Consider the following 25,918-nt stretch of genomic DNA (forward strand, 5'->3'; position numbering starts at 1 on the left):
CACCTGAACAGGTGAGGGGCTTTTGTGGCGGTGGCGGAGGGATTTGAACCCTCGGAGGGGGGTTACCCCTCACACGCTTTCGAGGCGTGCTCCTTAGGCCGCTCGGACACGCCACCGCCGACTAGGCTACCGGATGCCTCGCGGATCGCTAAATCGGCAGGTCAGAGAGGTCAGCGTTGGGAGTGGAAGAACTCGTCGAGGAGGGTGGCGCATTCGGGTTCGAGGATGCCGCCGCGGACTTCGGGGCGATGGTTGAGGCGGCGGTCACGGACGACGTCCCAGAGGGAGCCGACGGCGCCGGTCTTGGGTTCCCAGGCGCCGAAGATCAGGCGGCCGACGCGGGCCAGCACCAGGGCACCCGCGCACATGGTGCACGGTTCGAGGGTGACGGCGAGGGTCGCGCCTTCCAGCCGCCAGCCGTCACCGTGCACGGCGGCGGCCCGGCGCAAGGCCAGGACCTCGGCGTGCGCGGTGGGGTCGCCGAGGGCTTCCCTGGCGTTGGCCGCACGGGCCAGTTCGCGGCCGTCGGCGTCGAAGACGACCGCGCCCACCGGGACGTCGCGTGGGTCGGCGGCGCGGGCGGCCTCGATCGCGGCGCGGATCATGTCGGCGTCGGACGGACGCGCCTGGATCGGACGTGCTTGCACCGGATCCGGGCCGGGCACCAGACCGGAATCGGAGGGCGGACCGCCACTGGAACCGCGGTCCGGCCACTCACCGGGGCCGAACGGCACGTGCCTCATCTCAGCGCGGCAGTTTGTCCAGCACCGCCGACAGTTCGTTGGCGAAGCCGAGGCGCTGGGCGATCATGCCGAGCTGCTCGTCGGGGTAGAGATCGGTTTCGGCGAGGATGACGCTGAGCACCGGTTCGGGCAGGCCGAGGTCGGCGAGCACGCCGAGATCGCCCTCCTCCCACGGTTCGACATCGTCCAATTCGTCCGGATCGATATCGGGGATCTCGACGTTCAGCGATTCGAGGACGTCGGCGGCGATGTCGTAGTCGATCGCGGCGGTGGCGTCCGAGACCAGCAGGCGGGTGCCGCTGGGGGCGGGGCGAACCACCACGAAGAACTCGTCGTCGACGTCGAGCAACCCGAACACCGCGCCGGAGCTGCGCAGTGCCTTCAGTTCGTCTTCGGCTGCGGCCAGGCTGGTGAGCGCGGCCGAGCTCAGCGGACTACACCGCCAGGTGACGTCTTCACGGACAACGGCTACCGCGAAACCTTCCACGTCGTCGAAATCGTCCGACGTCGCCCTGTTCCCGCCCGAGCGCTGTGCTGCCATGGGCGCAACGGTAGTCGGCTCGAGGTCAAATGTTGAAGTCGTATGCGAATCTGTTCCGGTGACTGGTGACCGGCAAGCCCCCGTATGCGTCCTCGGGACCGGATTGATCGGCGGATCGCTGCTGCGCGCGGCGGTCGGCGCCGGATTCGACGCGTGGGGATACAACCGGTCGGCGGCGGGCGCCGAGGCCGCTCGCGCGGACGGCTTCGACGTCACCGGCGACCTGCCCGCGGTACTGCGCCGGGCGGCCGAGACCGATGCGCTGCTCGTGGTCGCGGTGCCGATGCCGGCGGTCGACCAGATCCTGTCCGCGGTCTCCACCTTCGCCCCCGAATGCGCGCTGACGGATGTGGTGAGCGTGAAAGCACCGGTCGCGGCGTCCGTGCGGCGGCACGGGCTCGGTGCGCGGTTCGTCGGCGGGCATCCGATGGCGGGGACCTCGCAGTCCGGCTGGGCGGCAACCGATCCCGCGCTCTTCCAGGGCGCCGCGTGGGCTGTCGGAGTCGACCCCGGCACGCATCCGCAGCCGTGGACGCAGGTGGTCGAGCTGGCGCTGGCCTGCGGTTCGGTGGTTGTTCCCGTCGTCGCCGAGGAGCACGACCGCGCGGTGGCCCGCATCTCGCATCTGCCCCACGTGCTGGCCGAGGCGCTGGCGATAGCCGGCGCGGGCGGCGGTGAGCTGGCGCTCGGGCTGGCGGCGGGCTCGTTCCGGGACGGCACCCGCGTCGCCGCCACCGCCCCCGGCCTGGTGCGCGCCATCTGCGAACCGAACGCGGCGGCCCTGCTCGAGGTGCTCGACGAGACCCTGACAGTGCTGAACGGCGCCCGCGACCTGCTGGCCGAAGACGGCTCGCTCGCCGACCTCACCGAGGCCGGGCACGACGGGCGTCAACGGTACGAAACGAGCGAACGCTGGGAGATCACCGATATCCGGCCCGGCGATCAGGACTGGCTGGAGCGTCTACGCGAGGCCGGGCAACGCGGCGGCGTGATCACCCGCCTCGACTGATCGCCCGGCCGATCAGCCCGGCCTGCCGGGCTGCCCGGCGCCGAACTTTTGACGAGAGCTACATGAGCGAGGGGCCTTCTCGGCATTTGCCTCAGCCATGTAGCACTCGCCGCGCCTCCGAGTGGGCGGGGCGCTGCGGGATCGAGCCGGCTGTTCAGATGCGTTCGGCGAGGCCCGGGTAGTCGAGGAGGAAGCCGTCCTGGTCGACGGTGACGGTGGCGCTGGAGACCGGGGACAGGACGCTGATGCCGTCGCTGGCGCTGCTGTAGACCAGGCTGGCTTCCTGCACGGTGAGCTCGGGCAGACGGACGTAGACGACCGGGACCTGCACGTCTTCCACCGCGTGCTGGAGGCTGAAGCGGCGGATGGGCAGGGTGTTGAAGAACGGGCTGAGCACCACGTCCACATCGAGGGCGCCGCCGAAGGTGGAGCGGATGTGGGTGCCGGTGGCGTCGATCAGCCAGTAGTTCTCCTCATCGCGGGAGATGGAGGCGTGCCGCTCCCCCGCCGCGGTGGTGCTGCGCAGCGAGAGGCGTTTGGTGGCGCCGTTCTCGTCGGTGACCAGATCGTAGGAGGCGCTGAACGCCGGATGCTCGGCGCCCGCACCGCCGATGATGCGGCCGGTGGCCCGGATGCGGTTGCCGTTGACGGTCACGCGGACCGATTCCATCCGCGTCGCGTCATGCGCGCGCCAGGTGAGGACCGCGGGCCATCGGGAGGGCGACGGGCTCTCGTTGCCTGATGCTGCGTCGGTCGCGTGCGTCACGTATCTACCGTAAGCGACGACAGCGTCATGACCGCATCACACCAGCGACTCGCGCCACGCCGCGTGCAAACCCGCGAAACGGCCGTTGCCCGCGATCAGCTCCTGCGGTGTGCCGTCTTCGACGACGCGGCCCGCTTCCAGCACCAGCACCCGGTCCGCGATGGCCACGGTGGACAGCCGGTGCGCGATGATCACCGCGGTCCGGTCGCGCAACACCGTCTCCAGGGCGTCCTGCACCAGGCGTTCGCTGGGAATGTCGAGGCTGGAGGTGGCCTCGTCCAGCACGATGACCGCCGGGTCGGCGAGGAACACCCGCGCGAAGGCCACCAGCTGGCGCTGCCCGGCGGATAGCCTGCCGCCGCGTTTACGCACATCGGTGTCGAAACCCTCGGGCAGGGCCCGCACGAAGTCGTACAACCCGACCGCCCGCGCGGCATCGTGCACCTCGGCGTCGGTGGCGTCGGGCCGGCCCAGCCGGATGTTGTCGGCGACCGAACCGGAGAACAGGTAGGCCTCCTGGGTGACCATGACGACGTGTCGGCGCAGATCGGCGTCACTGATCCGGCGCAGGTCGATGCCGTCCAGCGTGACGACACCACCGGACGGGTCATAGAACCGGGTCAGCAGCTTGGCCAGGGTGGATTTGCCCGCGCCCGTGGGGCCGACCAGCGCGACGACCTGGCCCGCCGGGATATCGAGGCTCATTTCCGGCAGCACGGGACCGCGGGGTGAACGGCCACCCGGCCCGCCGTCGATACTGCCCGCCCCATGATCACCGCGCACGCCTGTGTCAGGTGCGGCCGCGTGCTCGGCGGCATCCACCCGGTGCTCGACGGCTGCACTCGTGAACTCGGCCGCGCCCGACTCGGACTCAGCCGCGCCCGGTCCGCCGTCGACGCCGCCCGCCACCTGATCGGCGGCACGCGCGCCCGGATCGGCGGACGTCACGAGCTGAGCGCCGCGCACACCGTGTTCTACGGCGGCGTTGGCGGATTCAGCCGCGCCCAGCGCGAGCTCGGCACCACCCAGCGCAGGCTCGGCGACCGAGGCTTCCCGTTCGGTCGCGCTCGCTGCCCGCCCGGCGCCCACCTGGTCCTCACCGCCGGGACGGGCCGCGTAGTCGAACCACACGCTGTCCAACCGCATCCCGCCGGCCACCTTGCCCAGGGGCACGGGGTCGGTGGGTTCCGCCACGGCCGGGCGCTCTTCCAGCACGCCGGAGATCTTCTCCAATGCGGCGGCAGCGGACTGGTAGGAGTTGAAGACCTGCGCGAGTTCGTCGAGCGGGCCGTAGAAGTTCTTCAGGTACAGCAGGTAGGCGGCGAGTACGCCGACGGCGAGGTGGCCGTCGATGACCTGCCAGGCGCCGACGATGATCACCACGACGGTGGTGAGGTTGCCGAGCAGGCGGGTCAGGCCCGCGTAGTCGCCCATGCCGCGCACGGCGGTGACGTTGGCTTCCCGGTAGGCGCCGTCCTCGGCGGCGAGCACCGATTCGTTGCGCTCTTCGCGGCGGAAGGCCTGCACCGCGCGCATGCCGCCCATCGACTCCACGAACTGCACCACGACCTTGGCGATGGCCCCGCGGGTGCGGCGGTAGCCGGCGCGCTGCCTGCGCTGCGCCCAGCGGGTGACCAGGAACAACGGCACGAAACCGGCGAACACGACCGCGGCCAGCGTCAGGTCGAGGTAGACCAGCAGCACCGCGATGGTGAGCACCGACAGGATCGCGCTCAGAGCCTCGTTCAGCGCGCCTTCCAGTAGCTCCTGGAGGGTTTCGATGTCGCCGGTGAGACGGGCGACGACCTTGCCCGAGGTGTATTTCTCGTGGAACTCGACGTCGAGTCGCTGCACGTGCTCGAACGCGCGGACTCGCAGGTCGAACAGCACGTTCTGGCTGAGCCTGCCGGCGACGCGCACGAAGCAGAACGTGGTGAGCCCACCGAGCAGCGCGGCGCCGAGATAGCCGCCGGCCGCCCACAGCAGTGGGGCCCAGTTACCTTCTCGGCCCGCGCTGATGCCGCGGTCGAGCCCGTAGGCGACGAACAACGGGCCCGCCACCGTCGCCGCGTTGTCGACCACGATGATGGCCAGCGCCAGCGCGGCCAGCTTGCGGTACGGACGTACCAGTTCGGCCAGCAGCCGACGCGAACGCGCCGCGAGCACCAGGTTTCCGGTCTCGGTGACTTCCTTGTCCTCGCTGGCGATACCGCGCCAATCGGCGACCTCTTCCGGCCGTTCCAGCACGGCGGTGCCGGAGCCGGTTTCCGGCGTCGTCGCGGATCCGTCGGTGCCGCTCATCGTTCACCTCCCATCAGTTCGCGGTAGCGGCTGCTGGTGCGCAGCAGTTGGTCGTGGGTGCCTTCGGCCACGATGCGGCCGTCGGCCAGCAGGGCGACCCGGTCGGCGAGGGCGGCGGTGGAAGGCCGGTGCGCGACCAGCAGTGTGGTGGCGCCGGCCAGTGCGGCGCGCAGGCGGTCCTGCACCTTCTCCTCGGTTTGCACATCCAACGCCGACAACGGATCGTCCAGGACGACGATCCGGGCGCGGTTTTCCTGGCCTTCCCTGGTGAGCACCGCGCGAGCCAGCGCCAGCCGCTGCCGCTGACCACCCGACAGGCTCAACCCCTGCTCACCGATGCGGGTGTCCAGCCCCCACGGCAGGTTCGACACGAAATCGAGGGCCTGCGCGATCTCGAGGGCCCGCAGCACATCGTCGTCGGAGGCGTCGGGATCGCCGAGCGCGACGTTTTCGCGCACGCTCGCCGAGAACAGCACCGGATCCTCGAACGCCACCGACACCAGCGACCGCAGGTCGCGCACCCGCAGGGTCGAGATATCGATGCCGTCGATGCTGATGACGCCGCCGGTGACGTCGTAGAGCCGGGGAATCAGGTTGAGCAGGGCGGTCTTTCCGCTGCCCGTCGCCCCCACCAGCGCCACCGTCTCACCCGGCCGCACCACCAGCGAAATATCGCGCAGCACATCGGCATCGGCCTCGGGGAAGCCGAATCGCACACCGTCGAGCCGTAATTCACCGGCCATCCGCTCCGGTAGATCCACCGGATCGTCGGGATCGGTGATCTCGACCGGGGTATCGATGATCTCCCAGTACCGGTCGGCCGCCGTGCCCGCGTCGTTCAATTCGGCGAGCAGGAAGCCCGTCCAGATGATCGGCCATTGCAGGAAGGTGGCCAGGGTGATGGCGCCGACCGCGGCACCCAGCGACATCGTGCCGCCGGCCACCGCATACGCGCCGAAACCGAGCGCGAACACCAGGGTGGATTCCGAGAACACCACCAGCGACGCCCAAAGAACGGCGTCCAGGCGCACCTTGTACATCTCGGTGCGCTGGAGTTCGCGGGCCTGCGCGGTGAAATGGGCGCCGAAGAAAGTGCCGCGACCGAAGGCCTTGAGCACCCTTATGCCCTGCGCGGATTCCTCTGCGGTGGTGGCCAGATCGCCGGATTGATCCTGGGAGCGGCGCGAGGCACCGGCGTAGCGGCGTTCGAATCGGATGCAGATGATCGTGATCGGCACCGCGGCGACGGCGAAGATCACGCCGATCTGCCAGCTCATCGCCACCAGCACGGCCAGGCCGACCGGGATGACGACGGCGTGGATCACCAGCACCGGGCCTGCGAATCCGATGAACCGGCGCAGGGTGGCCAGATCATCGACCGCACGCGAGAGCAGCTGGCCCGATTCCCAGGAATCGTGTCTGCCGATGGATAGTGCCTGGAGTTCCCGGAAGATCTTGGCCCGCATGGTGATCTCGAACTGGGTGGCGGGCTTGGCGAGCAACCAGCGCCGCCCCCACACCCCGACCGCCTCGATCACGCCGAGCACCAGCACCAGCAGCACCGGCGCGATGACGCCGCCGAAATCCCCACGCGCGATCGGGCCGTCGACGATCCGCGCGATCACCAGCGGTGTGAGCACCGCGGTGAGCATGGCGACCGCCGACAGCGCGGTGGCGGCGAGCAGCTGGAATCGGTACGGCCGCAGGTACGGCCAGAACCTGAGCAGCGAGGCGCGCCGCCCCTTCGCGCGCGCGGGCAGCGGTGGTCTGTCGGCCTCCGTGTCAGCGGAAGGCGCGTCCAGCGTGACGGACAAATCTCCCCCTTCGGTTCATCGATGTCTCCGGCGATCCGCACCCCGACACCGGCGACGCCCTCGATCATCGCAGTGGGGTATGACAACAAACGGGTCCGTCCAGACTGGCACCGCGATCACGAACAGCCAACCGATTTTCTTCCCGCCCACAGGTCGGTGCCGGACTTACACTCCGGGTGTGCTGATCGTCGCCGGATACCTGAGAGTCACCGATCGGGACCGCTACCTCGAGGCCTGCCGCGAGGTGGTCGAGCAGGCGCGTGAGGCGCCGGGCTGTCTGGATTTCACCCTCGGCGCGGACCTGGTGGAGCCGGACCGCGTCAACGTCTACGAACGCTGGACCAACCGTGCCGCGGTCGAGGTGTTCCGCGGCGAGGGCACTTCCGGCGAGCTCGACGTCCAGATCACCGCCGCCGACGTGCGCGAATTCGACTGCACCGGCGAAGTGCCGCTCTGAGCGCTTCGCGCCCCCGAATACAATGGCCGGTCACACCCAATTTTCGAGCGAAGCGAGACCGAGCCCCAGAGTTCGCGGCCCCAGGCGGCGCAAAAAGATACCGGAGGACGATCGTTGACGGGCGCGCGGATGGTCGGGCTGTTCGCCGGGATCGGCGGGCTCGAACTCGGGCTGGCCGAAAACGGCTGGCAGACCGAGCTGCTGTGCGAGATCGATCCGGGCGCGCAAGGGGTGCTGGCTGCGCGTTTCCCAGATGTCCCGTTGCACGCCGACATCACCCGGCTGCGCGCGATCCCGGCCGGAACGGAGTTGGTCGCGGCCGGTTTTCCCTGCCAGGACCTGTCGCAGGCGGGCCGCACCGCGGGCATCACCGGCGACCGTTCGGGCCTGGTGGACGAGGTTTTCCGGCTGGTGCGGCGCAAACGCGGGCCGCGCTGGCTGTTGATCGAGAATGTGCCGTTCATGCTGCAACTCGGGCGCGGCGCGGCCATGCGTCACATCACCGCGGCGCTGGAGGAACTGGGCTACACCTGGGCTTACCGGGTGGTGGACGCGCGCGCGTTCGGCCTGCCGCAGCGGCGCAACCGGGTGCTCATGCTGGCCTCGCGCACCGAGGATCCGCGCGGTGTGCTCTTCGGTGAGGACGCGGGTCCGCGCACGGTGGGCGATGCCGACAGCGATCCGTGTGGTTTCTATTGGACCGAGGGTGTGCGTGGACTCGGCTGGGCGGTGAACGCTGTCCCGACCCTCAAGGGCGGTTCCGGTCTCGGTATCGCCAGTCCGCCCGCTGTCCGGTTGCCGTCCGGGGAGATCGTGACGCCGGGGATCGTCGACGGGGAGATGTTGCAGGGCTTCGATCCCGACTGGACTGCACCCGCGACGGATGTGCCCGGTATCCGGCAGGGGCACCGCTGGAAGCTGGTCGGCAATGCGGTCAGCGTGCGGATGGCGTCGTGGGTGGGCGCCCGGCTGACGGCGCCGCTCGAGCCGTTGCCCGGTGATCGGCCGTTGCCGCCGGGCAAACCGTGGCCGGTGGCCGCGTGGGGCAGCAATGGCAGCGCGTTCGAGGTGCCGGTCTCCACCTGGCCGGTGCACGAACCGTACGAGGACCTGAAGAACTTCCTCACCGATTCCCGCCTGCTCTCCGCCCGCGCCACCGCCGGTTTCCTGCGCCGAACCGCGATGGGCAGCCTGCGGTTCCCGCCGGGATTCCTGGACGATGTGGAAGCCCACCTGGACCGAATGGGCGGCTGGGCGGCATGAACGCCGGCCGGCAGGTGATCAATCCACGTCGCCCCACCCGGCGTCGGGGCTTCGCCGCGCCGACAGTCGACCGAGATGGCTCGCTGGGCGTGCCGTGACCAGCCGGCGCCCACCCACGGATCCCACGACAAGCGCCCGCATGTCCCGACAACGCCGCGCGGGCACCGAACCCGAGCTGGCGTTACGCCGCGAACTACACCGCCGCGGCCTGCGCTATTTCGTCGACCGCGCACCGATCCGCGGCCAGCGCCGCCGCGCCGACGTGATCTTCCCGCGCCGCCGCGTGGCCGTCTACGTGGACGGCTGTTTCTGGCACAGCTGCCCCGAACACGCCACCTACCCGAAGAACAACGCCGAGTGGTGGGCCGAGAAGCTGGCGGCCAACGTCGCACGCGATCGGGCCACCGACGCGGCGCTCATCGCTGCCGGGTGGCAGGTGATCCGGATCTGGGAGCACGAGGATCCGGTGGCAGCAGCCGACCGGATCCACGCTGCGCTACGGCGCGATTGACCGGCAGCATGCGATCGACCAGCGGCGACTCCGTCCGGCAGCGGCCCTGGTTCAGCACCGAGGGCACGGAACCGGGTACGGCCGCCGTGCCGAGCCCGCGACCCGGCTCAGCTCTGCCCGCTCCCGAACGTCCCCTCCAACCGGCTACGCGACCCGGGATGAATCAACCGCGCCGCACTCACCAGCCCGCTGCGTGACCAGGTGCGGCGGCGGATCAGCAGGCACGGCTCCGATCGGGCGATATCCAGCAGCCGGCATTCCTCGGCGCCGGCCAGCACCGCCTCGACGACGTGTTCGCCGCGTTCCAGCGGGGCCACCTCGCTGAGGTAGGTGTTCGGGGTCTGCGCGGTGAAATCCTGTTCGAGATACTGCGGGGCCTCGACCGGGTTGACGTAGCGGTCCTCCAGTTGGATCGGCACATCGTCTTCGAAGTGCACGATCAGCGAGTGAAAGACCTTGCCGCTCAGGTCGTTACCGAGGAGCGGATGAGCGGTGTCGGCGTCTTCGGCACGGACGAACACGATCTCGGTGCGATGGCGGTGCCCGCGCTCGGAGATCACGTCGGCGATGTTCTTGACCTCGAACAACGGTGAGGCGGCCTTGGTCGGCGCGACGAAGGTGCCCACGCCCATCACCCGGTTGAGCACGCCGTCGGCGGTGAGATCGCGCAGCGCGCGGTTGATCGTCATCCGGGACAGGCCCAGCGCGTTGACCAGCTGGTTCTCCGAGGGGATCTGATCGCCCTCGCGCCACCGGCCGCCCTTGATCTGCGACACGATCAGCTGCTTGACGCGCTCATAGGCGGCAACCTCGGTCCCCAGACCGCCGTAGAGCTCCGCCAGCTCCGTATCGACTACTTCGATCGCCACCACCGACATCCGTTCCCTTGCCTCACGGGTTTTCCCACCGGCCTGCGTGCTCATCGCGCCAGCGCCCGTAGCTGCCTGGTCGCGACCGACAGCGCCGCCAGATCCTGTTCGCCCGATTCCGAGATTGCCCCGAGGATACGTTGCGTGCGGTGCAGCCGGGCCGCGCTGCGCTGCTCCCAGCCGCCGATGACGTCCTCGGCGGGTTCGCCGGGGTCGCCGTCGGCCAGCACGTCCTGGCACAGCGCGCGGATCGTGGCGTACAGCTCGTCGCGCAACGCCACGCGCGCGAGTGCGTTCCATTTCGTGCCGCGTTCCAGCCGCGAGACCGCGACCAGTTGCCCCACCACGCCGAGGCGTTGTCCGAGCAGGTAGTAGACCTCGGCCACTTCGGCGGGCGGGCGGCCGGAAATCTCGGCGATCTCCACGATGTCGAGCAGGGCGAACTGGTCGAGCAGCAACGACACTCGCGCGGCCAGATCCTCCGGTACGCCCCGATCGACCAATGCGGCGGTGCGCTTGCGCAGGTCGGCGGCGTCGCTGCCGGACAACCAGCCCGCCACCTGCGGTGTCAGTTCGGCGATTCGATCACCGAAGCGCCGGATCTCGGCGCCGACGGCCAGCGGTTGCGGACGCTGGGTGAGCATCCAGCGCGAGGCCCGGTCGAGCAGTCGGCGGCTGAGCACGATCAGCTCGTCGGTGAGCTGGGCGCTCAACCCGCTGCCGCGAATGTCGCGCCACAGCGCGGGCAGGTCGAAGACGGCCGCGACCACGGCGAACGCGCGCACGGCGTCGGCATTGCTGGCACCGGATTCCTCGGACAGCCGGTAGGCGTAGGTGATTCCGCCGTTGTCGACGACCGTGTTGGTCAGGGCCGTCGCCACGATCTCGCGGCGCAGCGGGTGCTCGGCGATCGCGTCGGCGTACTGCTCGCGCAGCGGGCGCGGGAAGTAGTGGGCGAGGTCGTCGGCGAAGGCCGGGCTGTCGGGCAGGTCGCCGGCCAGCAGGTCGGCGTGCAATCCGAGTTTGACGTGCGCGAGCAGGGTGGCGAGCTCGGGCGAGCTGAGCCCTTCCCCGGCGCGCTGCCGCGCGGCGATCTCCTTCTTGCTCGGCAGCACGTCCAGGTCGCGGTCCAGGCCGGTGGTGGTCTCGAGGTGGTCGATGAGCCTGCCGTGCACCGCGATCGAGGCCGCGGCCCTGGCTCGGCTGGTGCCCATGAGCTGGTTCTGCGAGGCATTGTCGGCCAGCACCAGCCGCGACACCTCGGAGGCCATCTCGCCGAGCAGCGCGTTGCGTTCGGCGATGGTGAGCCGGCCCGCGCCGACCAGGCCGTCGAGCAGGATCTTGATATTGACCTCGTGGTCGGAGCAGTCGACGCCGGCCGAATTGTCCAGGGCGTCGGTATTGATCCGGCCGCCGGCACGGGCGTATTCGATACGGCCGCGCTGGGTGAAGCCGAGATTGCCGCCCTCACCGACGATCCGGGCGCGGACCTCGGCGCCGTCGACGCGGACGGCGTCGTTGTTCTTGTCGCCGACGTCCAGGTGGGTTTCGGTACTCGCCTTGACGTAGGTGCCGATGCCGCCGTTCCACAGCAGATCGACCGGGGCGCACAGAATCGCGCGCACGAGCTCCGGCGGGGTCAGCGCGGTGACGTCATCGGCCAGGCCCAGCGCGGCTCGCACCTCGGCACTGATCGGCACGGATTTACTCGTGCGCTCCCACACCCCGCCGCCGGCGCTGATCAGCTCGGGCGCGTAATCGGCCCAGGACGAGCGCGGTTTCGCGAACAGCCGGGAGCGCTCGGCGAACGAGGTGGCCGCGTCCGGGTTCGGGTCGAGGAAGATGTGGCGGTGGTCGAAGGCCGCGATCAGGCGGATGTGCCGGGAGGCGAGCATGCCGTTGCCGAAGACGTCGCCGCTCATATCGCCGATGCCGACGGCGGTGAAATCCTGTGCGCGCGGATCCACGCCCAGTTCGCGGAAGTGCCGTTTCACGCTTTCCCACGCGCCGCGGGCGGTGATGCCGAGCGCCTTGTGGTCGTAGCCGACCGATCCGCCGGAGGCGAAGGCGTCGCCGAGCCAGTACCGGTAGCTCGCGGCCACGTCGTTGGCGATATCGGAGAAGGTCGCGGTGCCCTTGTCGGCGGCGACCACGAGGTAGGTGTCGTCGCCGTCGCGGCGTCGCACCCGGGGCGGTGCGATGACGGCGCCGGTGGTGAAGTCGAGGTTGTCGGTGAGGTCGAGCATTCCGCCGATGAACGTGCGGTAGCAGCGAATTCCTTCCGCCCGCATTGCTTCCCGATCCACGGCGGGGTCGCCGGTGGGTGCGGGCGGGCGTTTCACCACGAAGCCGCCCTTGGCGCCCGCGGGCACGATGACGGCATTCTTCACCGCCTGCGCCTTCGCCAGCCCGAGCACCTCGGTGCGGAAATCCTCCTTGCGATCCGACCAGCGCAGCCCGCCGCGCGCGACCATCCCGAACCGCATGTGCACACCCTCCACCCGCGGCGAATACACGTAGATCTCGAAACGCGGACGCGGCGAGGGGAGTTCGGGAATCCGGCGCGGATCTAGCTTGAACGCCAGGCAGGTGCCGTCGCCTGATTCGGCGTGGACATAGTGGTTGGTGCGCAATGTCGCGTCAATGACGCTGAGGTACGCGCGCAGAATGCGGTCGGCGTCCAGGCCGGGGACGGCGGCGATGCCCTGCTCCAGCGTTTCGAGCAGCGATTCGGTATCGGATTCCGGTGCGGCCGGGTCGAATCGGCTCTCGAACAGGCTGACGAGCCCGCGCGTGATGCCGGGATGTTCACCGAGCACATTCGCGATATGCGCTCGGCTGTAAGGGAATTCGCCCTGACGCAGGTAGTTCGCATAGGCACGCAACACGATGACCTGGCGGTGGTCCAGCCCCGCGCGGGGCACCAGTTCATTGAAGCGGTCCGCCTCGGCCCGGCCGTGCCAGATGGCAGCGCAGGTGGCGGTGAAGCGGCGGGCGAAATCGGCGTCGTCGAGGTGCGGCAGGCGTTCCGGGTAGCGCAGCGAGAACCGGTAGATGCGGCAGGCGACGGCGCCGGTATTGACGATGACGTACGGCCGCTCGTCGAGCACCTCGACGCCGAGGCTCTGCAGGATCGGCAGGATCTCGCTCAGCGACGCCGGACGTCCGCCGAGGTAGAGGGTGAGCACCCATTCCTCGCCCGATCCCGCGACCCGGTGCAGCGCAAGCTCGACGGCGTCCGGGCCGAGACGTTCCAGGTAGGCGATGTCGTTCGGAGCGCTACCCGGATCGACATCTTGCTTATAGCCTTCAGGTATAGCCGATACGTAGTGGTCGGCGAGGTGCCGCGCGATCGGGGTGGCCCGGAAGCGCTCATCCCAGTCGCCTCCGGGTCGCTCGTATCGCGCAGCCGCACTCGAATCTCGCACCGGAGCCGTCGACGTTGCCTTCATGTCACTACCTTCCGAACGGAAGTCTCACCGCTTCCGCTGAGGACGCTTGACAGGTGGTTGTATATACAGGACTATACACCTAGCCAGTGATTCGGCACACATTCGTTTTCCTGAGGAGACAACCCCATGACCGACGCTTCCACCCGGCCGCAGTCCGGCCCGCGTCCCGTCCGCGCCGACCGTGGCAGCGAGCTGAGCACCCTCGGCTGGCAGCAAGAAGGCGCGCTGCGGATGCTGATGAACAACCTCGACCCCGAGGTCGCCGAACGCCCCGACGACCTCGTCGTCTACGGCGGTACCGGCCGCGCCGCCCGCAGCTGGGAAGCCTTCGACGCCATCGTGCGCACCCTGAAGACGCTGAAATCCGACGAAACGCTGCTGGTGCAGTCCGGTAAGCCGGTCGGCGTGTTCCGCACCAACGAGTGGGCGCCGCGCGTGCTGCTGGCCAACTCCAACCTCGTCGGCGACTGGGCCAACTGGGAAGAATTCCGCAAGCTCGAACAGCTCGGACTGATCATGTACGGCCAGATGACCGCGGGCTCCTGGATCTACATCGGCAGCCAGGGCATCCTGCAGGGCACCTACGAAACCTTCGGCGCCGTCGCCCGCAAACGCTTCGGCGGCACCCTCGCGGGCACCATCACCCTCACCGCCGGCATGGGCGGTATGGGCGGTGCGCAGCCGCTGGCCGTCACCATGAACGAAGGCGTCGCGATCTGCGTCGACTGCGATCCCGCCCGCATCGACCGCCGCATCGCCCACGGCTACCTCGACACCAAGGTCGACACCGTGCAGGACGCGCTCGACCTCGCCATCAAGATGCGCGACGAACGCAAGCCGCTGTCCATCGGCCTGGTCGGCAATGCCGCCGAGGTGTTCCCCCAGCTGCTCGAGATGGACGCGCCCATCGACATCGTCACCGACCAGACCTCGGCCCACGACCCGCTGTCCTACCTGCCGATCGGCGTCGCGCTGGAAGACTGGCACAAGCTCGCCGACAAGGACCCCGGCTGGTTCACCACCGAAGCGCAGGCCTCGATGGCCAAGCACGTCGAAGCCATGGTCGGGTTCATGGACAAGGGCGCCGAGGTGTTCGACTACGGCAACTCCATCCGCGACGAAGCCCGCAAGGGCGGCTACGCGCGCGCCTTCGAGTTCCCCGGATTCGTCCCCGCCTACATCCGCCCCCTGTTCGAAGAGGGTCTCGGCCCGTTCCGCTGGGCCGCGCTCTCCGGCGACCCCAAGGACATCGCCGCCACCGATCGCGCGATCCTCGAACTGTTCCCGGAGAACGAGCACCTCAAGCGCTGGATCACCATGGCGGGCGAGAAGGTGAAGTTCGAAGGCCTGCCCGCCCGCATCTGCTGGCTCGGCTACGGCGAACGTCACCGCGCCGGCCTGAAGTTCAACGAAATGGTGGCCTCCGGCGAACTCTCGGCCCCCGTAGCCATCGGCCGCGACCACCTCGACTCCGGCTCGGTCGCCTCGCCCTACCGTGAAACCGAAGCCATGGCAGACGGTTCCGACGCCATCGCCGACTGGCCTCTCCTGAACGCCCTGCTCAACACGGCGTCCGGGGCGTCGTGGGTGTCCATCCACCACGGCGGTGGCGTCGGGATGGGGCGCTCCATCCACGCCGGCCAGGTGTGCATCGCCGACGGCACCGAGCTCGCGGCGCAGAAGCTGGCGCGGGTGCTGACCAACGATCCCGGCATGGGTGTGATCCGGCATGTGGATGCCGGGTACGAGCACGCCGCGGAGGTTGCTCGGGAGCGTGGGGTTCGGATTCCCATGCAGGAGGGGTGATCTCGCCCGCCAACGCGCGCACGTCATAACGATGCCCTCGGAGCCGCATGAGGGGCAGCTCCGGGGTCATCGCGCCCGCGGGACTCGGCCGAGAGCTACATGAGCGTGGGCTCTTCTCGACGTTTGCCACAGCCATGTAGCACTCGTGCCACGCCAACTAGGCGTGACGCCTGGCGACAGGACTCGGTCAATCGCGCTGGGCTCCATCGGGCCAGACGATGTCGACGGGAACGCCCGCTGTACGCGCGAGTTCGACGACGGTTCCGGTGCCGCCGCGTTCGCTGACCTGCCCATCCCACACCGCGATCAACCGCTCGGCGCCGAGCAGCAGTTGGGCATTGGCGGCTTCGTAGGCCTCGCGGCCTGCGTCATCGAAGTCCATGACGTGGACGGATGCGGCGGAGGCCAGGAGCCGGTCGAACAGCTCGGCATGGTCGGGCTTCACCTTCCGCTCCCGATAGTTGCGCGAGGGCAGCACCACTTCGAGCTGCCCGCCGCAGTCCAGCACCGCCTGCGCGAACACCGAGTCCGCACCCCGGGCGATGCAGCTGACGCCGACCAGGTTCTCGTGTCCGGACAACTCCTGCACGATCCGGTCGTAGACCAGCTTCGCCGTGTCCGGGGTGATGTTCATATGGCCGGTGACAGCGACGCGCAACAGCGTTCCTTCCCTATGTGGCGACCAGCGGACGTAGCCTATCCCTGAGTTCGGCAACGGCAGCGACGTCCTTGGCTCTCTGGGTGCGGGCGAGGACCTTCGCGGCCTTGACCCGGACTCGGTCCGATCGTGTTCGTTCGACTATTGCCAGCGCATCATGGCCGATGCGGCATCCCTCTTCAAGCTCGCCTTGGATCAGGCGGGCCTCGGCTAGGCCGAGCTGGTCGAGCGCCGCGCTGCGCAGGCGGTCGGGGCGGCGGAGTTCGACGGCGACGGAGATCTGATCGGCTGCCTCGGACGCGAACGCCGGCGCTCGGCGCGCGAGCTCGCGCAGGCGACCGCCCAGCGTGCCGAAAAGTTCGGCTTTGTCGAAACCCCGCGAAGCCCATTTCTTCACCGTCGCGACGGCACGCCCGCCTTCTCAGCGAATCGCCTCTGCGAGACATCCAGGGCGAGCCGCAAAGCGGTGGACTCTGCACCGGTCCAGGTCTCCTGCATACCCAATCTCCTACCCCCTCGAGGAAGACCCGTTGCATGCCGATATACCGCAGTAGCCCACGGTATCCCGCAGGTGACTACCCGCGATAGGCCCAGAACGCGACTGTTGACTCAGCCCCCGGCGCCGGGTGCGTGCCTCTCATTCCCCGGCGCCGGGCGGTCCCCAACAACCAACTACCGCAGGGGGTTCGGTGTCTGATTACATTGCCGCGTTCGCCGTGGCCGGTTCTATCGCCGTGTTGCTTCTGGGCCTCATCTACGTGCTGCCCTACACCTTCGGAGAGGACGAGCCGCCGATTACCGCGCGGGCGCCGAGGATGTCGGCGCAGACTGCGCATGCTCTCATGCAGACGCACCGGCGGTGCAGTATCGAAGACTGCCCGCATAAGCGGGACGCCTATCGGACTCTTGTTGCGGTCGGGGCGATTACGCCGGATCTGCGGGCCGAGCGGTACACGCGGTGACCGATCCTGGCGAGGAGCGGTGCGGCTGGGTGCAGTGGGATGACGGGACCTGGTCGGAGTTGGATGGGTATGGGATGCCGAGTGAACCGCGGACTCTCGAGGAGATGGTGAAGGAGCTGCGGCGGTCGGAGGATGAGTGATGCGCCGCTGCCCCTGCCGCAAACGACAGGGGCAGCGGAGGTTCCGCGAGCAGGCGAGCTCAGTCCAGCGGCCCGATCACCGCTTCCGCGCCGGCGACCAGCGCACCGGAAGCCGCGAGCTCCACGGCTTTTTCGATCTCGGGCGAGAGATGCCGGTCGGCTCCGGGACCCTCGATGTGCTCGCGCAACACCGCGCGGACGGCGGCGGTGGCCGGGGACGGTTCGAGCGGGGCGCGCAGGTCCAGCGCGCGGGCGGCGGTGAGGGCTTCGATGGCCAACACCCGCGTCAGGCCGTCGAGCGCTCGGCGCAACTTCCGGGCCGCGGACCAGCCCATGGACACGTGGTCTTCCTGCATGGCCGAGGACGGGATCGAGTCGACGCTGGCGGGGGCGGCCAGGCGCTTGAGCTCGGAGACGATGGCCGCCTGGGTGTACTGGGCGATCATGTGGCCGCTGTCGACGCCGGGATCATCGGCGAGAAACGGCGGGAGCCCGTGGTTGCGGGCCTTGTCGAGGAAGCGGTCGGTGCGGCGTTCGCTGATGCTGGCGACGTCGGCGACGACGATGGCGAGGAAGTCGAGGACGTAGGCGACGGGGGCGCCGTGGAAGTTGCCGTTGGATTCGACGCGGCCGTCGAGGGTGACGACGGGGTTGTCGACGGCGCTGGCCAGCTCACACGCCGCCACGCGTTCGGCGTGGGCGAGGGTGTCGCGGGCGCCGCCGGCGACCTGGGGGGCGCAGCGCAGGGAGTAGGCGTCCTGGACGACGGTGCAGTCGGGGGTGGCGTGGCTGGCGACGATCGCCGAATCCTTCAGCAGCCGAGTCATATTCGCGGCCGCGATGGCCTGGCCGGGCTGCGGGCGAAGGGCTTGCAGGTCGGCGGCGAAGACCTTGTCGGTGCCGAGCAGGCCCTCCACGCTCATCGCGGCCGTCACGTCGGCGAGCTGGAGCAGCTTGCGCAGGTCGTGGCAGGCCAGCACCAGCATGCCGAGCATGCCGTCGGTGCCGTTGATCAGGGCAAGGCCCTCTTTCTCCTCTAGCTCCACCGGCTCGATACCGGCGGCGGCCAGCGCCTGCGCGGCGGGCATGAGCTCACCGGCGGCGTCGCGCACGGTGCCTTCGCCGATCACCGCGAGCGCCACATGCGCCAGCGGCGCGAGATCGCCGGAGCAGCCGAGGCTGCCGTATTCGTGCACGACGGGCGTGATGCCCGCCGACAGCAGCGCGGCATAGACCTGCGCCACCTGCGGCCGGACGCCGGTGCGGCCGGTGGCCAGCGTGGACAGCCGCAGCAGCATCAGCGCGCGCACCACCTCACGCTCCACCTCGGGACCCGAACCGGCGGCATGCGAGCGCACCAGGCTGCGCTGCAACTGCTTGCGCAGCTCGAGCGGGATATGCCGGACCGCGAGCGCGCCGAACCCGGTGGACACGCCGTAGACGGGCTTCGGGTCGGCGGCCAGTGCCTCGATCCGCTTGCGGCTTTCCGCGAGCGCCGACAGCGCGTCCTCCGACAGCTGGACCGGGGCGTCGTACCTGGCCACCCGCACCACGTCCTCGGGTGCCACCGGACCGGTCCCGACGATCACCGGATCGGCGTTGCCCGCCACTGCTCGCTCCGCGCGCGGCAAGGTCTCCATACTCACGATTGTTCTCCGTTTCGAAATAGGTAGAAGAAATCAGGCGGACTCGGTGACCGGGGCGACGACCGGAACCACATCCGGCTCGGCCGGCGCCGGACGCACCCAGCGGCGATAGGCGAGGAACAGCAGCGCCAGCCACACCACGCCGACCACCAAGGCGACGCGGCTGTCGTCGTCGAAGGCGATCACGCCGATCACGAACACCAGGAACCCGATGGTGATGAGCTGCCCGTACGGCCAGAACGGCACCGGGAACTTCAAGGCCGCGGCCTCCTCGGCGCTCATCCGGCGCCGCGAGCGGTAGTGCGAGAGCAGGATCATCAGCCAGACGAAGATGGTCGCGAAGGTGGCGATCGAGGCGATCACCAGGAACACCTTGTCCGGGATCAGGTAGTTGAGCAGCACGCCGACCAGCAGCGTGATCGTCATGATGACCACCGTCATCCAGGGCACGCCGTTGCGGGAGACCTGCTTCATCACCGCGGGCGCCTGGCCGCGCTGGGCCATCCCGAACATCATCCGGCCGGCACCGAAGATATCGCTGTTGATGGCCGACAGCGCCGCGGTGATCACCACGATGTTGAGCACCGTGGCCGCCGGGCCGATGCCGAGGCCGGAGAAGATCTGCACGAACGGGCTGCCCTCGGAGCCGATGCTCTGCCACGGGTTGATCGCCATGATGACGGCCAGCGTCAGCACGTAGAACAGCATGATCCGGACCGGGACGGTATTGATCGCGCGCGGAATCGTGCGCTCCGGATTCTCGGCTTCACCTGCGGTGATGCCGATGATCTCGGTGCCGCCGAAGGCGAACATCACGATCGCGAAGCAGGCGACGAATCCGCCGAACCCTTCGGGGAAGAACCCGCCGTCCTCCCACAGGTGGCTCACGCCGGTGCTGGTGTCGTGCACGCCGAATCCGAAGATCAGGATGGCGATGCCGCCGGCGATCATGGCCAGGATCGCGACGATCTTGACCAGGCTGAACCAGAACTCGACCTCGCCGAACACCTTCACGTGCAGCAGGTTGATCGCGCCGATGAAGAAGATGATCGCCAGCACCCAGATCCAGCGCGGCACGTCGGGGAACCAGAAGCCCATGTACACGCCGAACGCGGTGACGTCGGCGAGGCAGACGATGATCATCTCGAAGGTGTAGGTCCAGCCGGTCATGAACCCGGCCAGCGGCCCGAGGTGTTTGCTGGCGTATTCGCCGAACGACCCCGACACCGGGTTGCTCACCGCCATCTCCCCCAGCGCCCGCAGCACGATGTAGATCGCGGCGCCGCCGATCAGGTAGGCCAGCAGCACCGAGGGCCCGGCGCGTTTGATGGCCTCGGCCGACCCGTAGAACAGGCCGGTCCCGATCGCCGATCCGAGTGCGATGAATCGGATGTGGCGGGCGGTGAGGCCGCGCGTCAGCGCTTGGGCGGTTGTGTTCACACCAAACTCCCGGTTTCGAAAAGGGGCAGCGGTCGAGCAATGCGGTTCGAGCATCGATGTGCGTGGGGTCACATCGGCCTACATGTATAAGCCTGTCTATACAGGAATGTCAACGCCCCCCAGCCTCGCCACTCTTGCCGTTCGATGCGCTCGGGACAAATCCCGCGATCCAGGTCACACCGAAACGAGCGCCCGAAGGCGGCCCTTGACAGCCTGTCTATACAGGCATATACATATCCGGTGTGGCGTGATCCAACACACAACATGGGACCGTTGTGAGGCGCCGCAAGCCGAGTCGCACCGCAGTGATTTCGCCGCAGAAAGTCAGGCACCGCCATGAAGAACGACGGCACCCAAGAGGACCTGCTCACCCTGGAACGTCGCACGATCGACGTCGTCCCCGACAACGAGCGCCACGGCACCCCGCGCAGCCAGTTCACGCTGTGGTTCGGGGCGAATATGCAGATCACGGCCATCGTCGACGGCGCGCTGGCCGTCGTCTTCGGCGCCGACGCGATCTGGGCCATCGTCGGACTGCTCATCGGCAACGTCTTCGGCGGTGCGGTGATGGCGCTGCATTCGGCGCAGGGGCCGCGGATGGGGCTGCCGCAGATGATCTCGAGCCGCGCGCAGTTCGGCGTCAAGGGCGCGGTGGTGCCGTTGGTGCTGGTGATCCTGATGTACCTGGGCTTCGCCGCGACCGGCACCGTGCTCGCGGGGCAGGCCGTGAACAAGATGCTCGGCATCGACAACCCTACGATCGGCATCCTGATCTTCGGCGGGCTCACCGCCTTCGTCGCGATCACCGGCTATCGGCTGATCCACATGGTCGGGCGGGTCGCCACCGTCATCGGCATCATCGGGTTCAGCTACCTGGCGGTCCGGCTGTTCACCGAATACAACGTCGGCGATTACCTCGGCATCGTCGGATTCGACGCGGTGACCTTCCTGCTCGCGATCTCCCTCGGCGCCGGCTGGCAGCTCACCTTCGGCCCCTACGTCGCCGACTACTCCCGCTACCTGCCACGCAGCACCAGCGAACGCACCACCTTCTGGTCCACCTTCGCAGGCAGCGTCATCGGTTCGCAGTGGTCGATGACCTTCGGCGCGCTGGTCGCGGCCGTCGCGGGTGAGGCCTTCCTCGGCAATCAGGTCGGGTTCCTTGGTGAGCTGGCCGGACCGGCCGCCCTCGCGTTCCTGATCTACCTGGTGATCGTGGTCGGCAAGCTGACGGTCAACGTGCTCAACGCCTACGGCGGGTTCATGTCGATCCTCACCACCGTCACCGCGTTCAACGGCCGCTCACACATCTCCACCACCGCGCGCACCCTCTACATCCTCGGGTTCGTCGGGGTGTCGATGCTGATCGCGATCGCCGCGAGCGCGGACTTCCTGGAGAACTTCAAGAACTTCGTGCTCGTGCTGCTGATGGTGTTCACCCCGTGGAGCGCGATCAACCTGATCGACTACTACCTGATCTCCAAGGAACGCATCGATCTGCCCGCGCTGTACGACCCGAAGGGCCGCTACGGATCGTGGAATGTGCCCGCGCTGGTCTGCTACGCGCTGGGTGTCGTCGCCCAGATCCCGTTCCTGGCGCAGAAGATGTACACCGGGCCCGTCACCGAGGTGCTCGGCGGCGCCGATATCTCGTGGATCGTCGGCATCGTGTTCACCGGCGCCATCTACTACCCGGTCGCCACACGCACCAACAACCCGCCCGCGCAGATGATCTACCCCTCGCATACCGAGATGGTCGACACCCGGATCTAGGAGTCATCCATGGCAACCACGGCACTGACCGGCATCGGACTACTCGTCACCAATGATCCCGCTCTCGGCGACGGACCGCTGGGGCTGCGGCGGGACGCGGCGGTCGTCTTCGACGACGGCGTGGTGGCGTGGGTCGGTGATTCCGCCGACGCCCCCGCCGCCGACACCGGACACGATCTGGACGGACGCGCCGTACTCCCCGGCTTCGTCGAATCGCATTCGCACCTGGTGTTCGCCGGCGACCGGGCCGAGGAGTTCGCGGCCCGGATGTCGGGGCAGAAGTACGCGGCCGGCGGAATCCGCACCACCATCGAAGCCACCCGCGCCGCCACCGACGAGCAGCTCGCGGCGAACGTGCGGCGGTTGATGGAGGAATCGCTGCGCGCCGGCAGCACCACCGTCGAGTGCAAATCCGGGTACGGCCAGTCGGTGGCCGATGAGCTGCGCAGCGTGCAGGTCGCAGGCCGCTACACCGACGAGGTGACGCTGCTGGCCGCGCATGTGGCGCCGCCGGAGTATGCCGGGCGCATCGACGAGTACGTCGCGATGGCGGTCGGCGAGATGATCCCGAAGTGCGCGCCGCACGCGAAGTGGATCGACGTGTTCTGCGAGCAGGGCGCGTTCGACCGCGATCAAGCGCATGCCGTGCTGACCGCGGGCATCGCGCACGGGTTGATCCCGCGCGTGCACGGCAATCAGCTGCGGCAGGGGCCCGGCGTGCAACTCGCGGTGGAGTTGGGCGCGGCCTCGGTCGACCACGTGACGCATGTGAACGCCGCCGATATCGACGCCCTCGCGCACAGCGACACCGTGGCCACCCTGCTACCCGGTGCCGATTTCTGCACGCGCAGCAGCTATCCCGACGCGCGGGCGTTGATCGACGCCGGAGTGACGGTGGCGCTGGGCGCGGACTGCAATCCGGGCACCAGCTACACGACCAGCCTGCCGTTCTGCATCGCCATCGCGGTGCGCGATATGCACATGACGCCCGACGAGGCGGTGTGGGCGGCCACCGCGGGCGGTGCTCGCGCGCTGCGACGCACCGACGTCGGCACGCTCACCCCCGGCGCCCGCGCCGACGCGCTCGCCCTCGACGCACCCACCCATCTGCACCTGGCCTACCGGCCCGGTGTGCCGCTGATCAGCCGAGTGTGGCGCGACGGCACACTCGCCTACTCGAACTGAGGAGCCGACGATGCAACCTCGCTGGACCGGCCGCACCGACGGCACCACACCCGAGCATCTGCGCTGGCATCAGGTGGTCGAACCGTATGGCGCGGGGGTCGACCCCGGCGCGTGCGTGTTCGTCGGATTCGCCAGTGATGAAGGAGTGCGCCGCAACAAAGGGCGCGTGGGGGCGGCGGCCGGGCCCGACGCGCTGCGGCAGGCGTTGGCGCCGATGGCGTTGGCGCGACCGCATCGGGCCTACGACGCGGGCACCGTCACCGTGCGCGACGACCGGCTCGAGGAAGGCCAGCGCGCGCTCGGCGCCACCGTCACCAGCGTGCTCGACGCCGGCCATTTCCCAGTGGTGCTCGGCGGCGGGCATGAGATCGCCTACGGCACCTACCTCGGCGTCGCCGGATCCAGGCGCGCCATGGGCGCCCGGATCGGAATCCTCAACCTCGACGCGCATTTCGATCTGCGGGCCGACCCCGTCCCCAGTTCCGGCACCCCGTTCCGGCAGATCCTGGAAGCCGACGGTGCGGTGCGCTACGCCGTGCTCGGCATCAGCCAGCCGAGCAATACCGCCGCGCTGTTCGACACCGCGGCGAAATACGACGTGCGGTTTCTGCTCGACGACGACTGCGAACGAGAGACAGCACTCGCCTTCGTCGACGACTTCGTGGGCGGTATCGACCTGCTCTACCTGACCATCGACCTCGATGTGCTACCCGCGTCGGTCGCACCGGGCGTCAGCGCACCGGCCGCGTTCGGCATTCCGCTCGCGACGATCCAGGCGGTCTGCGATCGGGTGACCGCCAGCGGCAAACTCGCCGTCGTGGATGTGGCGGAGCTGAATCCGGGGTTGGATATCGACAACCGGACCGCGCGGACGGCGGCGCGATTGATCCACCGGATCGTCACCGGGCACGTGCCGTACGACCCGAATCCGAGCTGAACGCGCGGGCGGCCGCCCGTGCCAGGCGGCTGCGCCCGCAGCCGAGCCCGCCGCCCACCCGATCGTCGCCCACTAATCTCGATTCCGTGACCAGCGAATCTCACGAAGCGGCCCTGGCGCTGCTCGATACCGTCACCGATTCGACCCGGCGTCTGCTCACGACGATCGACGCCCTCGACGACGCGGCCCTGAAGGAGCCGTCGCTGCTGCCCGGCTGGACCCGCGGCCACGTGCTGGCCCATCTGTGCCGCAATGCCGACAGTCTGGTCAATTTGTTCCTGTGGGCCCGCACCGGCATCGAAACCCCGCAGTACGCCAGCACTTTCATTCGCGACCACGATATCGAGGAAGGTGCTCCGCGCCCGCTGGCCGAGCAGCGCACCGATTTCGTGGAGTCGGCCGCCCGGCTCGAAGGTATGGCCAGGATCCTCACGCCCGAGCAGTGGCAGGCCGAGGTCCGCACCCGCCAGGGCAGGCCCATCCCGGCCACGGAGGTGGTGTGGATGCGCTGGCAGGAGGTCGAGGTCCATCACGTGGACCTGGCCGCCGGTTACAGCCACACCGATTGGCCCGCCGAGTTCGTCGACCGGCTGCTGCCCGAGGCGGCGACCGGGCTGAGCAAGTCGGCTGCGGAGCCGTTCGAGATCGTCACGCCGGGGTTCACCACCATCGGCGCGGGAGCCCCCACGACGACTGTCACCGGGCCCGCCGCCGACGTCCTCGTCTGGCTGCTGGGCCGCGGCACCCCCGCATCCCTGCCGCAGCCGCTCCCTCCGGTGCCGGACTGGAAGTAGTAGGGCGAGCCGGTGCCCGGCGAACATCTGCGTCCGGGCACCGCTCGCGGATCGGTCGTCAGGCGGCCTTGCCGGACCAGCCGTGGTGGATCAGGCGGCTGTGCGGGGCGACGGTCGCCACGGGGGCACCGGTGCAGTTGTCGGAGCCGAAGAGCAGGAACGGGCGGTCGCTGCGATTCTCGACCTCGATCTCCCGCGGGAATCCGCTGGCCCAGCACTGGTCGAGGTTGCTCAGCTCCATCGTGCCGTCGATCATCACCACTTGCCTACCGTCGCCGCCGCCCCCGAACGAACCGGTCGGGAAAGCCGAGGCGGACGGCGCCACCACGGACACCGCAGCCACGGTGAGAGCACCTATGCACGAGAGCATTCCAAGTTTCACGAAGGGAGCCTACGGGCGAGGCAGCGGTGTTCCCCAGCAGTGGTGAGCCCAAGGGCAGGCACCGAGTGTTCGAGCTGGGAATCTCGAGGGGAACCTCGCTGCGGCAGGCGCCGCGGATGCCGTCCGGTCGGGTGCCGATCGAACGGCGAATATAGTCCGAAAATAGGCCCCGGTACGAGACGAAGGCCCCTCCCGAACCGGGAGGGGCCTTCTGACGTGCGCCCGAAGGGATTCGAACCCCTAACCTTCTGATCCGTAGTCAGATGCTCTATCCGTTGAGCTACGGGCGCATGCGGTGTTCAGTTGTTCACCCGGTTTCCCGGGCTTGGCGGAGGCGAGAGGATTTGAACCTCCGGTCCCCGTGAAGGGACAACTCATTAGCAGTGAGTCCCATTCGGCCGCTCTGGCACGCCTCCTGGAGCCTTCTCTTCGAGGGCACCGGTCCTTTCGAACCGCCGAGCAGCAAGGT

The 25,918-nt window shown here is 68.8% G+C and carries 21 protein-coding genes, 3 tRNA genes and 1 pseudogene; 10 read left to right on the forward strand and 15 right to left on the reverse strand.

The window, feature by feature from the left end; genetic code table 11:
• Positions 1–25 precede the first annotated feature (25 nt).
• From FEK34_RS11230 to FEK34_RS11240, 3 genes are all read right to left on the reverse strand, one after another.
• Positions 26–116 (reverse strand) — tRNA-Ser (locus FEK34_RS11230).
• Positions 117–170: 54 nt separating this feature from the next.
• The gene (locus FEK34_RS11235) at positions 171–605 is read right to left on the reverse strand and encodes a nucleoside deaminase (protein ID WP_138448109.1); all 435 of its coding nucleotides are present in this window, start codon (positions 603–605) and stop codon (positions 171–173) included.
• 139 nt (positions 606–744) lie between these two features.
• Positions 745–1,284, reverse strand: a complete 540-nt coding sequence (locus FEK34_RS11240; protein ID WP_138447795.1) for a tRNA adenosine deaminase-associated protein — start codon at positions 1,282–1,284, stop codon at positions 745–747.
• A 58-nt stretch (positions 1,285–1,342) separates the two neighbouring features.
• Here FEK34_RS11240 and FEK34_RS11245 point away from each other — a divergent pair, with 58 nt between their 5' ends.
• Complete coding sequence (locus tag FEK34_RS11245) at positions 1,343–2,293, forward strand: prephenate dehydrogenase (protein ID WP_138447796.1); 951 nt, start codon at positions 1,343–1,345, stop codon at positions 2,291–2,293.
• Between the two features lie 154 nt (positions 2,294–2,447).
• Here FEK34_RS11245 and FEK34_RS11250 read toward each other — a convergent pair whose 3' ends face one another.
• The 3 genes from FEK34_RS11250 to FEK34_RS11265 are packed head-to-tail and all read right to left on the reverse strand — an operon-like array spanning position 2,448 to position 7,174.
• Positions 2,448–3,059: a putative glycolipid-binding domain-containing protein gene (locus FEK34_RS11250; protein WP_081597107.1), complete on the reverse strand. Its 612-nt coding sequence runs from the start codon at positions 3,057–3,059 to the stop codon at positions 2,448–2,450.
• 36 nt (positions 3,060–3,095) lie between these two features.
• Positions 3,096–5,360: an ABC transporter ATP-binding protein gene (locus tag FEK34_RS30735; protein WP_249358989.1), complete on the reverse strand. Its 2,265-nt coding sequence runs from the start codon at positions 5,358–5,360 to the stop codon at positions 3,096–3,098.
• Complete coding sequence (locus tag FEK34_RS11265; RefSeq protein ID WP_138447797.1) at positions 5,357–7,174, reverse strand: ABC transporter ATP-binding protein; 1,818 nt, start codon at positions 7,172–7,174, stop codon at positions 5,357–5,359. The genes FEK34_RS30735 and FEK34_RS11265 overlap by 4 nt, the downstream gene beginning before the upstream one ends.
• 178 nt (positions 7,175–7,352) lie before the next feature.
• Here FEK34_RS11265 and FEK34_RS11270 point away from each other — a divergent pair, with 178 nt between their 5' ends.
• The 3 genes from FEK34_RS11270 to FEK34_RS11280 all read left to right on the forward strand — a co-directional run bounded on the left by FEK34_RS11270 (position 7,353) and on the right by FEK34_RS11280 (position 9,405).
• Positions 7,353–7,631 (forward strand): putative quinol monooxygenase, encoded by a 279-nt coding sequence (locus tag FEK34_RS11270; protein WP_138447798.1) that lies wholly within the window; start codon positions 7,353–7,355, stop codon positions 7,629–7,631.
• A 129-nt stretch (positions 7,632–7,760) separates the two neighbouring features.
• Positions 7,761–8,894: a DNA cytosine methyltransferase gene (locus tag FEK34_RS11275; RefSeq protein ID WP_171048184.1), complete on the forward strand. Its 1,134-nt coding sequence runs from the start codon at positions 7,761–7,763 to the stop codon at positions 8,892–8,894.
• Between the two features lie 94 nt (positions 8,895–8,988).
• Positions 8,989–9,405: a very short patch repair endonuclease gene (locus FEK34_RS11280; protein WP_283206589.1), complete on the forward strand. Its 417-nt coding sequence runs from the start codon at positions 8,989–8,991 to the stop codon at positions 9,403–9,405.
• Positions 9,406–9,512: 107 nt separating this feature from the next.
• On the opposite strand, the gene hutC is transcribed toward FEK34_RS11280, so the two are convergent.
• Positions 9,513–10,283 (reverse strand): histidine utilization repressor, encoded by a 771-nt coding sequence (gene hutC, locus FEK34_RS11285; protein ID WP_138448110.1) that lies wholly within the window; start codon positions 10,281–10,283, stop codon positions 9,513–9,515.
• 41 nt (positions 10,284–10,324) lie between these two features.
• Positions 10,325–13,717, reverse strand: a pseudogene (locus tag FEK34_RS11290) (NAD-glutamate dehydrogenase); the annotation flags it as partial.
• Between the two features lie 135 nt (positions 13,718–13,852).
• Between FEK34_RS11290 and hutU the strand changes: the two are divergent.
• A complete protein-coding gene (hutU, locus tag FEK34_RS11295; RefSeq protein ID WP_138447802.1) occupies positions 13,853–15,532 on the forward strand; it encodes a urocanate hydratase in 1,680 nt (559 codons plus the stop codon).
• A 187-nt stretch (positions 15,533–15,719) separates the two neighbouring features.
• Here the strand turns inward: hutU and FEK34_RS11300 are convergent, their stop codons facing one another.
• Positions 15,720–16,190 (reverse strand): hypothetical protein, encoded by a 471-nt coding sequence (locus tag FEK34_RS11300; RefSeq protein ID WP_138447803.1) that lies wholly within the window; start codon positions 16,188–16,190, stop codon positions 15,720–15,722.
• Between the two features lie 13 nt (positions 16,191–16,203).
• Positions 16,204–16,587, reverse strand: coding sequence for a hypothetical protein (locus tag FEK34_RS11305; protein ID WP_138447804.1), 384 nt, complete (start codon positions 16,585–16,587; stop codon positions 16,204–16,206).
• A 292-nt stretch (positions 16,588–16,879) separates the two neighbouring features.
• Here FEK34_RS11305 and FEK34_RS11310 point away from each other — a divergent pair, with 292 nt between their 5' ends.
• Positions 16,880–17,152, forward strand: coding sequence for a hypothetical protein (locus tag FEK34_RS11310; RefSeq protein WP_138447805.1), 273 nt, complete (start codon positions 16,880–16,882; stop codon positions 17,150–17,152).
• A gap of 199 nt (positions 17,153–17,351) precedes the next feature.
• On the opposite strand, the gene hutH is transcribed toward FEK34_RS11310, so the two are convergent.
• Together hutH and FEK34_RS11320 are read right to left on the reverse strand one after the other, a co-directional pair.
• Positions 17,352–18,932 carry a histidine ammonia-lyase gene (gene hutH / locus FEK34_RS11315; protein ID WP_138448111.1) on the reverse strand — a complete coding sequence of 527 codons (1,581 nt, stop codon included), beginning with the start codon at positions 18,930–18,932 and terminating at the stop codon, positions 17,352–17,354.
• A 39-nt stretch (positions 18,933–18,971) separates the two neighbouring features.
• Entirely contained in the window at positions 18,972–20,378 is a 1,407-nt protein-coding gene (locus FEK34_RS11320; protein WP_138447806.1) for an amino acid permease, read from the reverse strand.
• A gap of 336 nt (positions 20,379–20,714) precedes the next feature.
• On the opposite strand from FEK34_RS11320, the gene FEK34_RS11325 reads away from it, so the two are divergent.
• From FEK34_RS11325 to FEK34_RS11340, 4 genes are all read left to right on the forward strand, one after another.
• Positions 20,715–22,151, forward strand: coding sequence for a purine-cytosine permease family protein (locus FEK34_RS11325; protein ID WP_138447807.1), 1,437 nt, complete (start codon positions 20,715–20,717; stop codon positions 22,149–22,151).
• Between the two features lie 9 nt (positions 22,152–22,160).
• Complete coding sequence (gene hutI / locus FEK34_RS11330; protein ID WP_138447808.1) at positions 22,161–23,336, forward strand: imidazolonepropionase; 1,176 nt, start codon at positions 22,161–22,163, stop codon at positions 23,334–23,336.
• Positions 23,337–23,346: 10 nt separating this feature from the next.
• Positions 23,347–24,273: a formimidoylglutamase gene (hutG, locus tag FEK34_RS11335; protein WP_138447809.1), complete on the forward strand. Its 927-nt coding sequence runs from the start codon at positions 23,347–23,349 to the stop codon at positions 24,271–24,273.
• 86 nt (positions 24,274–24,359) lie between these two features.
• Entirely contained in the window at positions 24,360–25,067 is a 708-nt protein-coding gene (locus FEK34_RS11340) for a maleylpyruvate isomerase family mycothiol-dependent enzyme (RefSeq protein ID WP_138447810.1), read from the forward strand.
• Positions 25,068–25,125: 58 nt separating this feature from the next.
• On the opposite strand, the gene FEK34_RS11345 is transcribed toward FEK34_RS11340, so the two are convergent.
• From FEK34_RS11345 to FEK34_RS11355, 3 genes are all read right to left on the reverse strand, one after another.
• Positions 25,126–25,410, reverse strand: a complete 285-nt coding sequence (locus FEK34_RS11345; protein WP_138447811.1) for a hypothetical protein — start codon at positions 25,408–25,410, stop codon at positions 25,126–25,128.
• A gap of 256 nt (positions 25,411–25,666) precedes the next feature.
• Positions 25,667–25,739: transfer RNA gene (locus FEK34_RS11350), tRNA-Arg, on the reverse strand.
• 36 nt (positions 25,740–25,775) lie between these two features.
• Positions 25,776–25,865 (reverse strand) — tRNA-Ser (locus FEK34_RS11355).
• Between the last annotated feature and the right edge of the window lie 53 nt (positions 25,866–25,918).

This window comes from Nocardia cyriacigeorgica (genome assembly GCF_005863245.1).
Taxonomy (GTDB): domain Bacteria; phylum Actinomycetota; class Actinomycetes; order Mycobacteriales; family Mycobacteriaceae; genus Nocardia; species Nocardia cyriacigeorgica_C.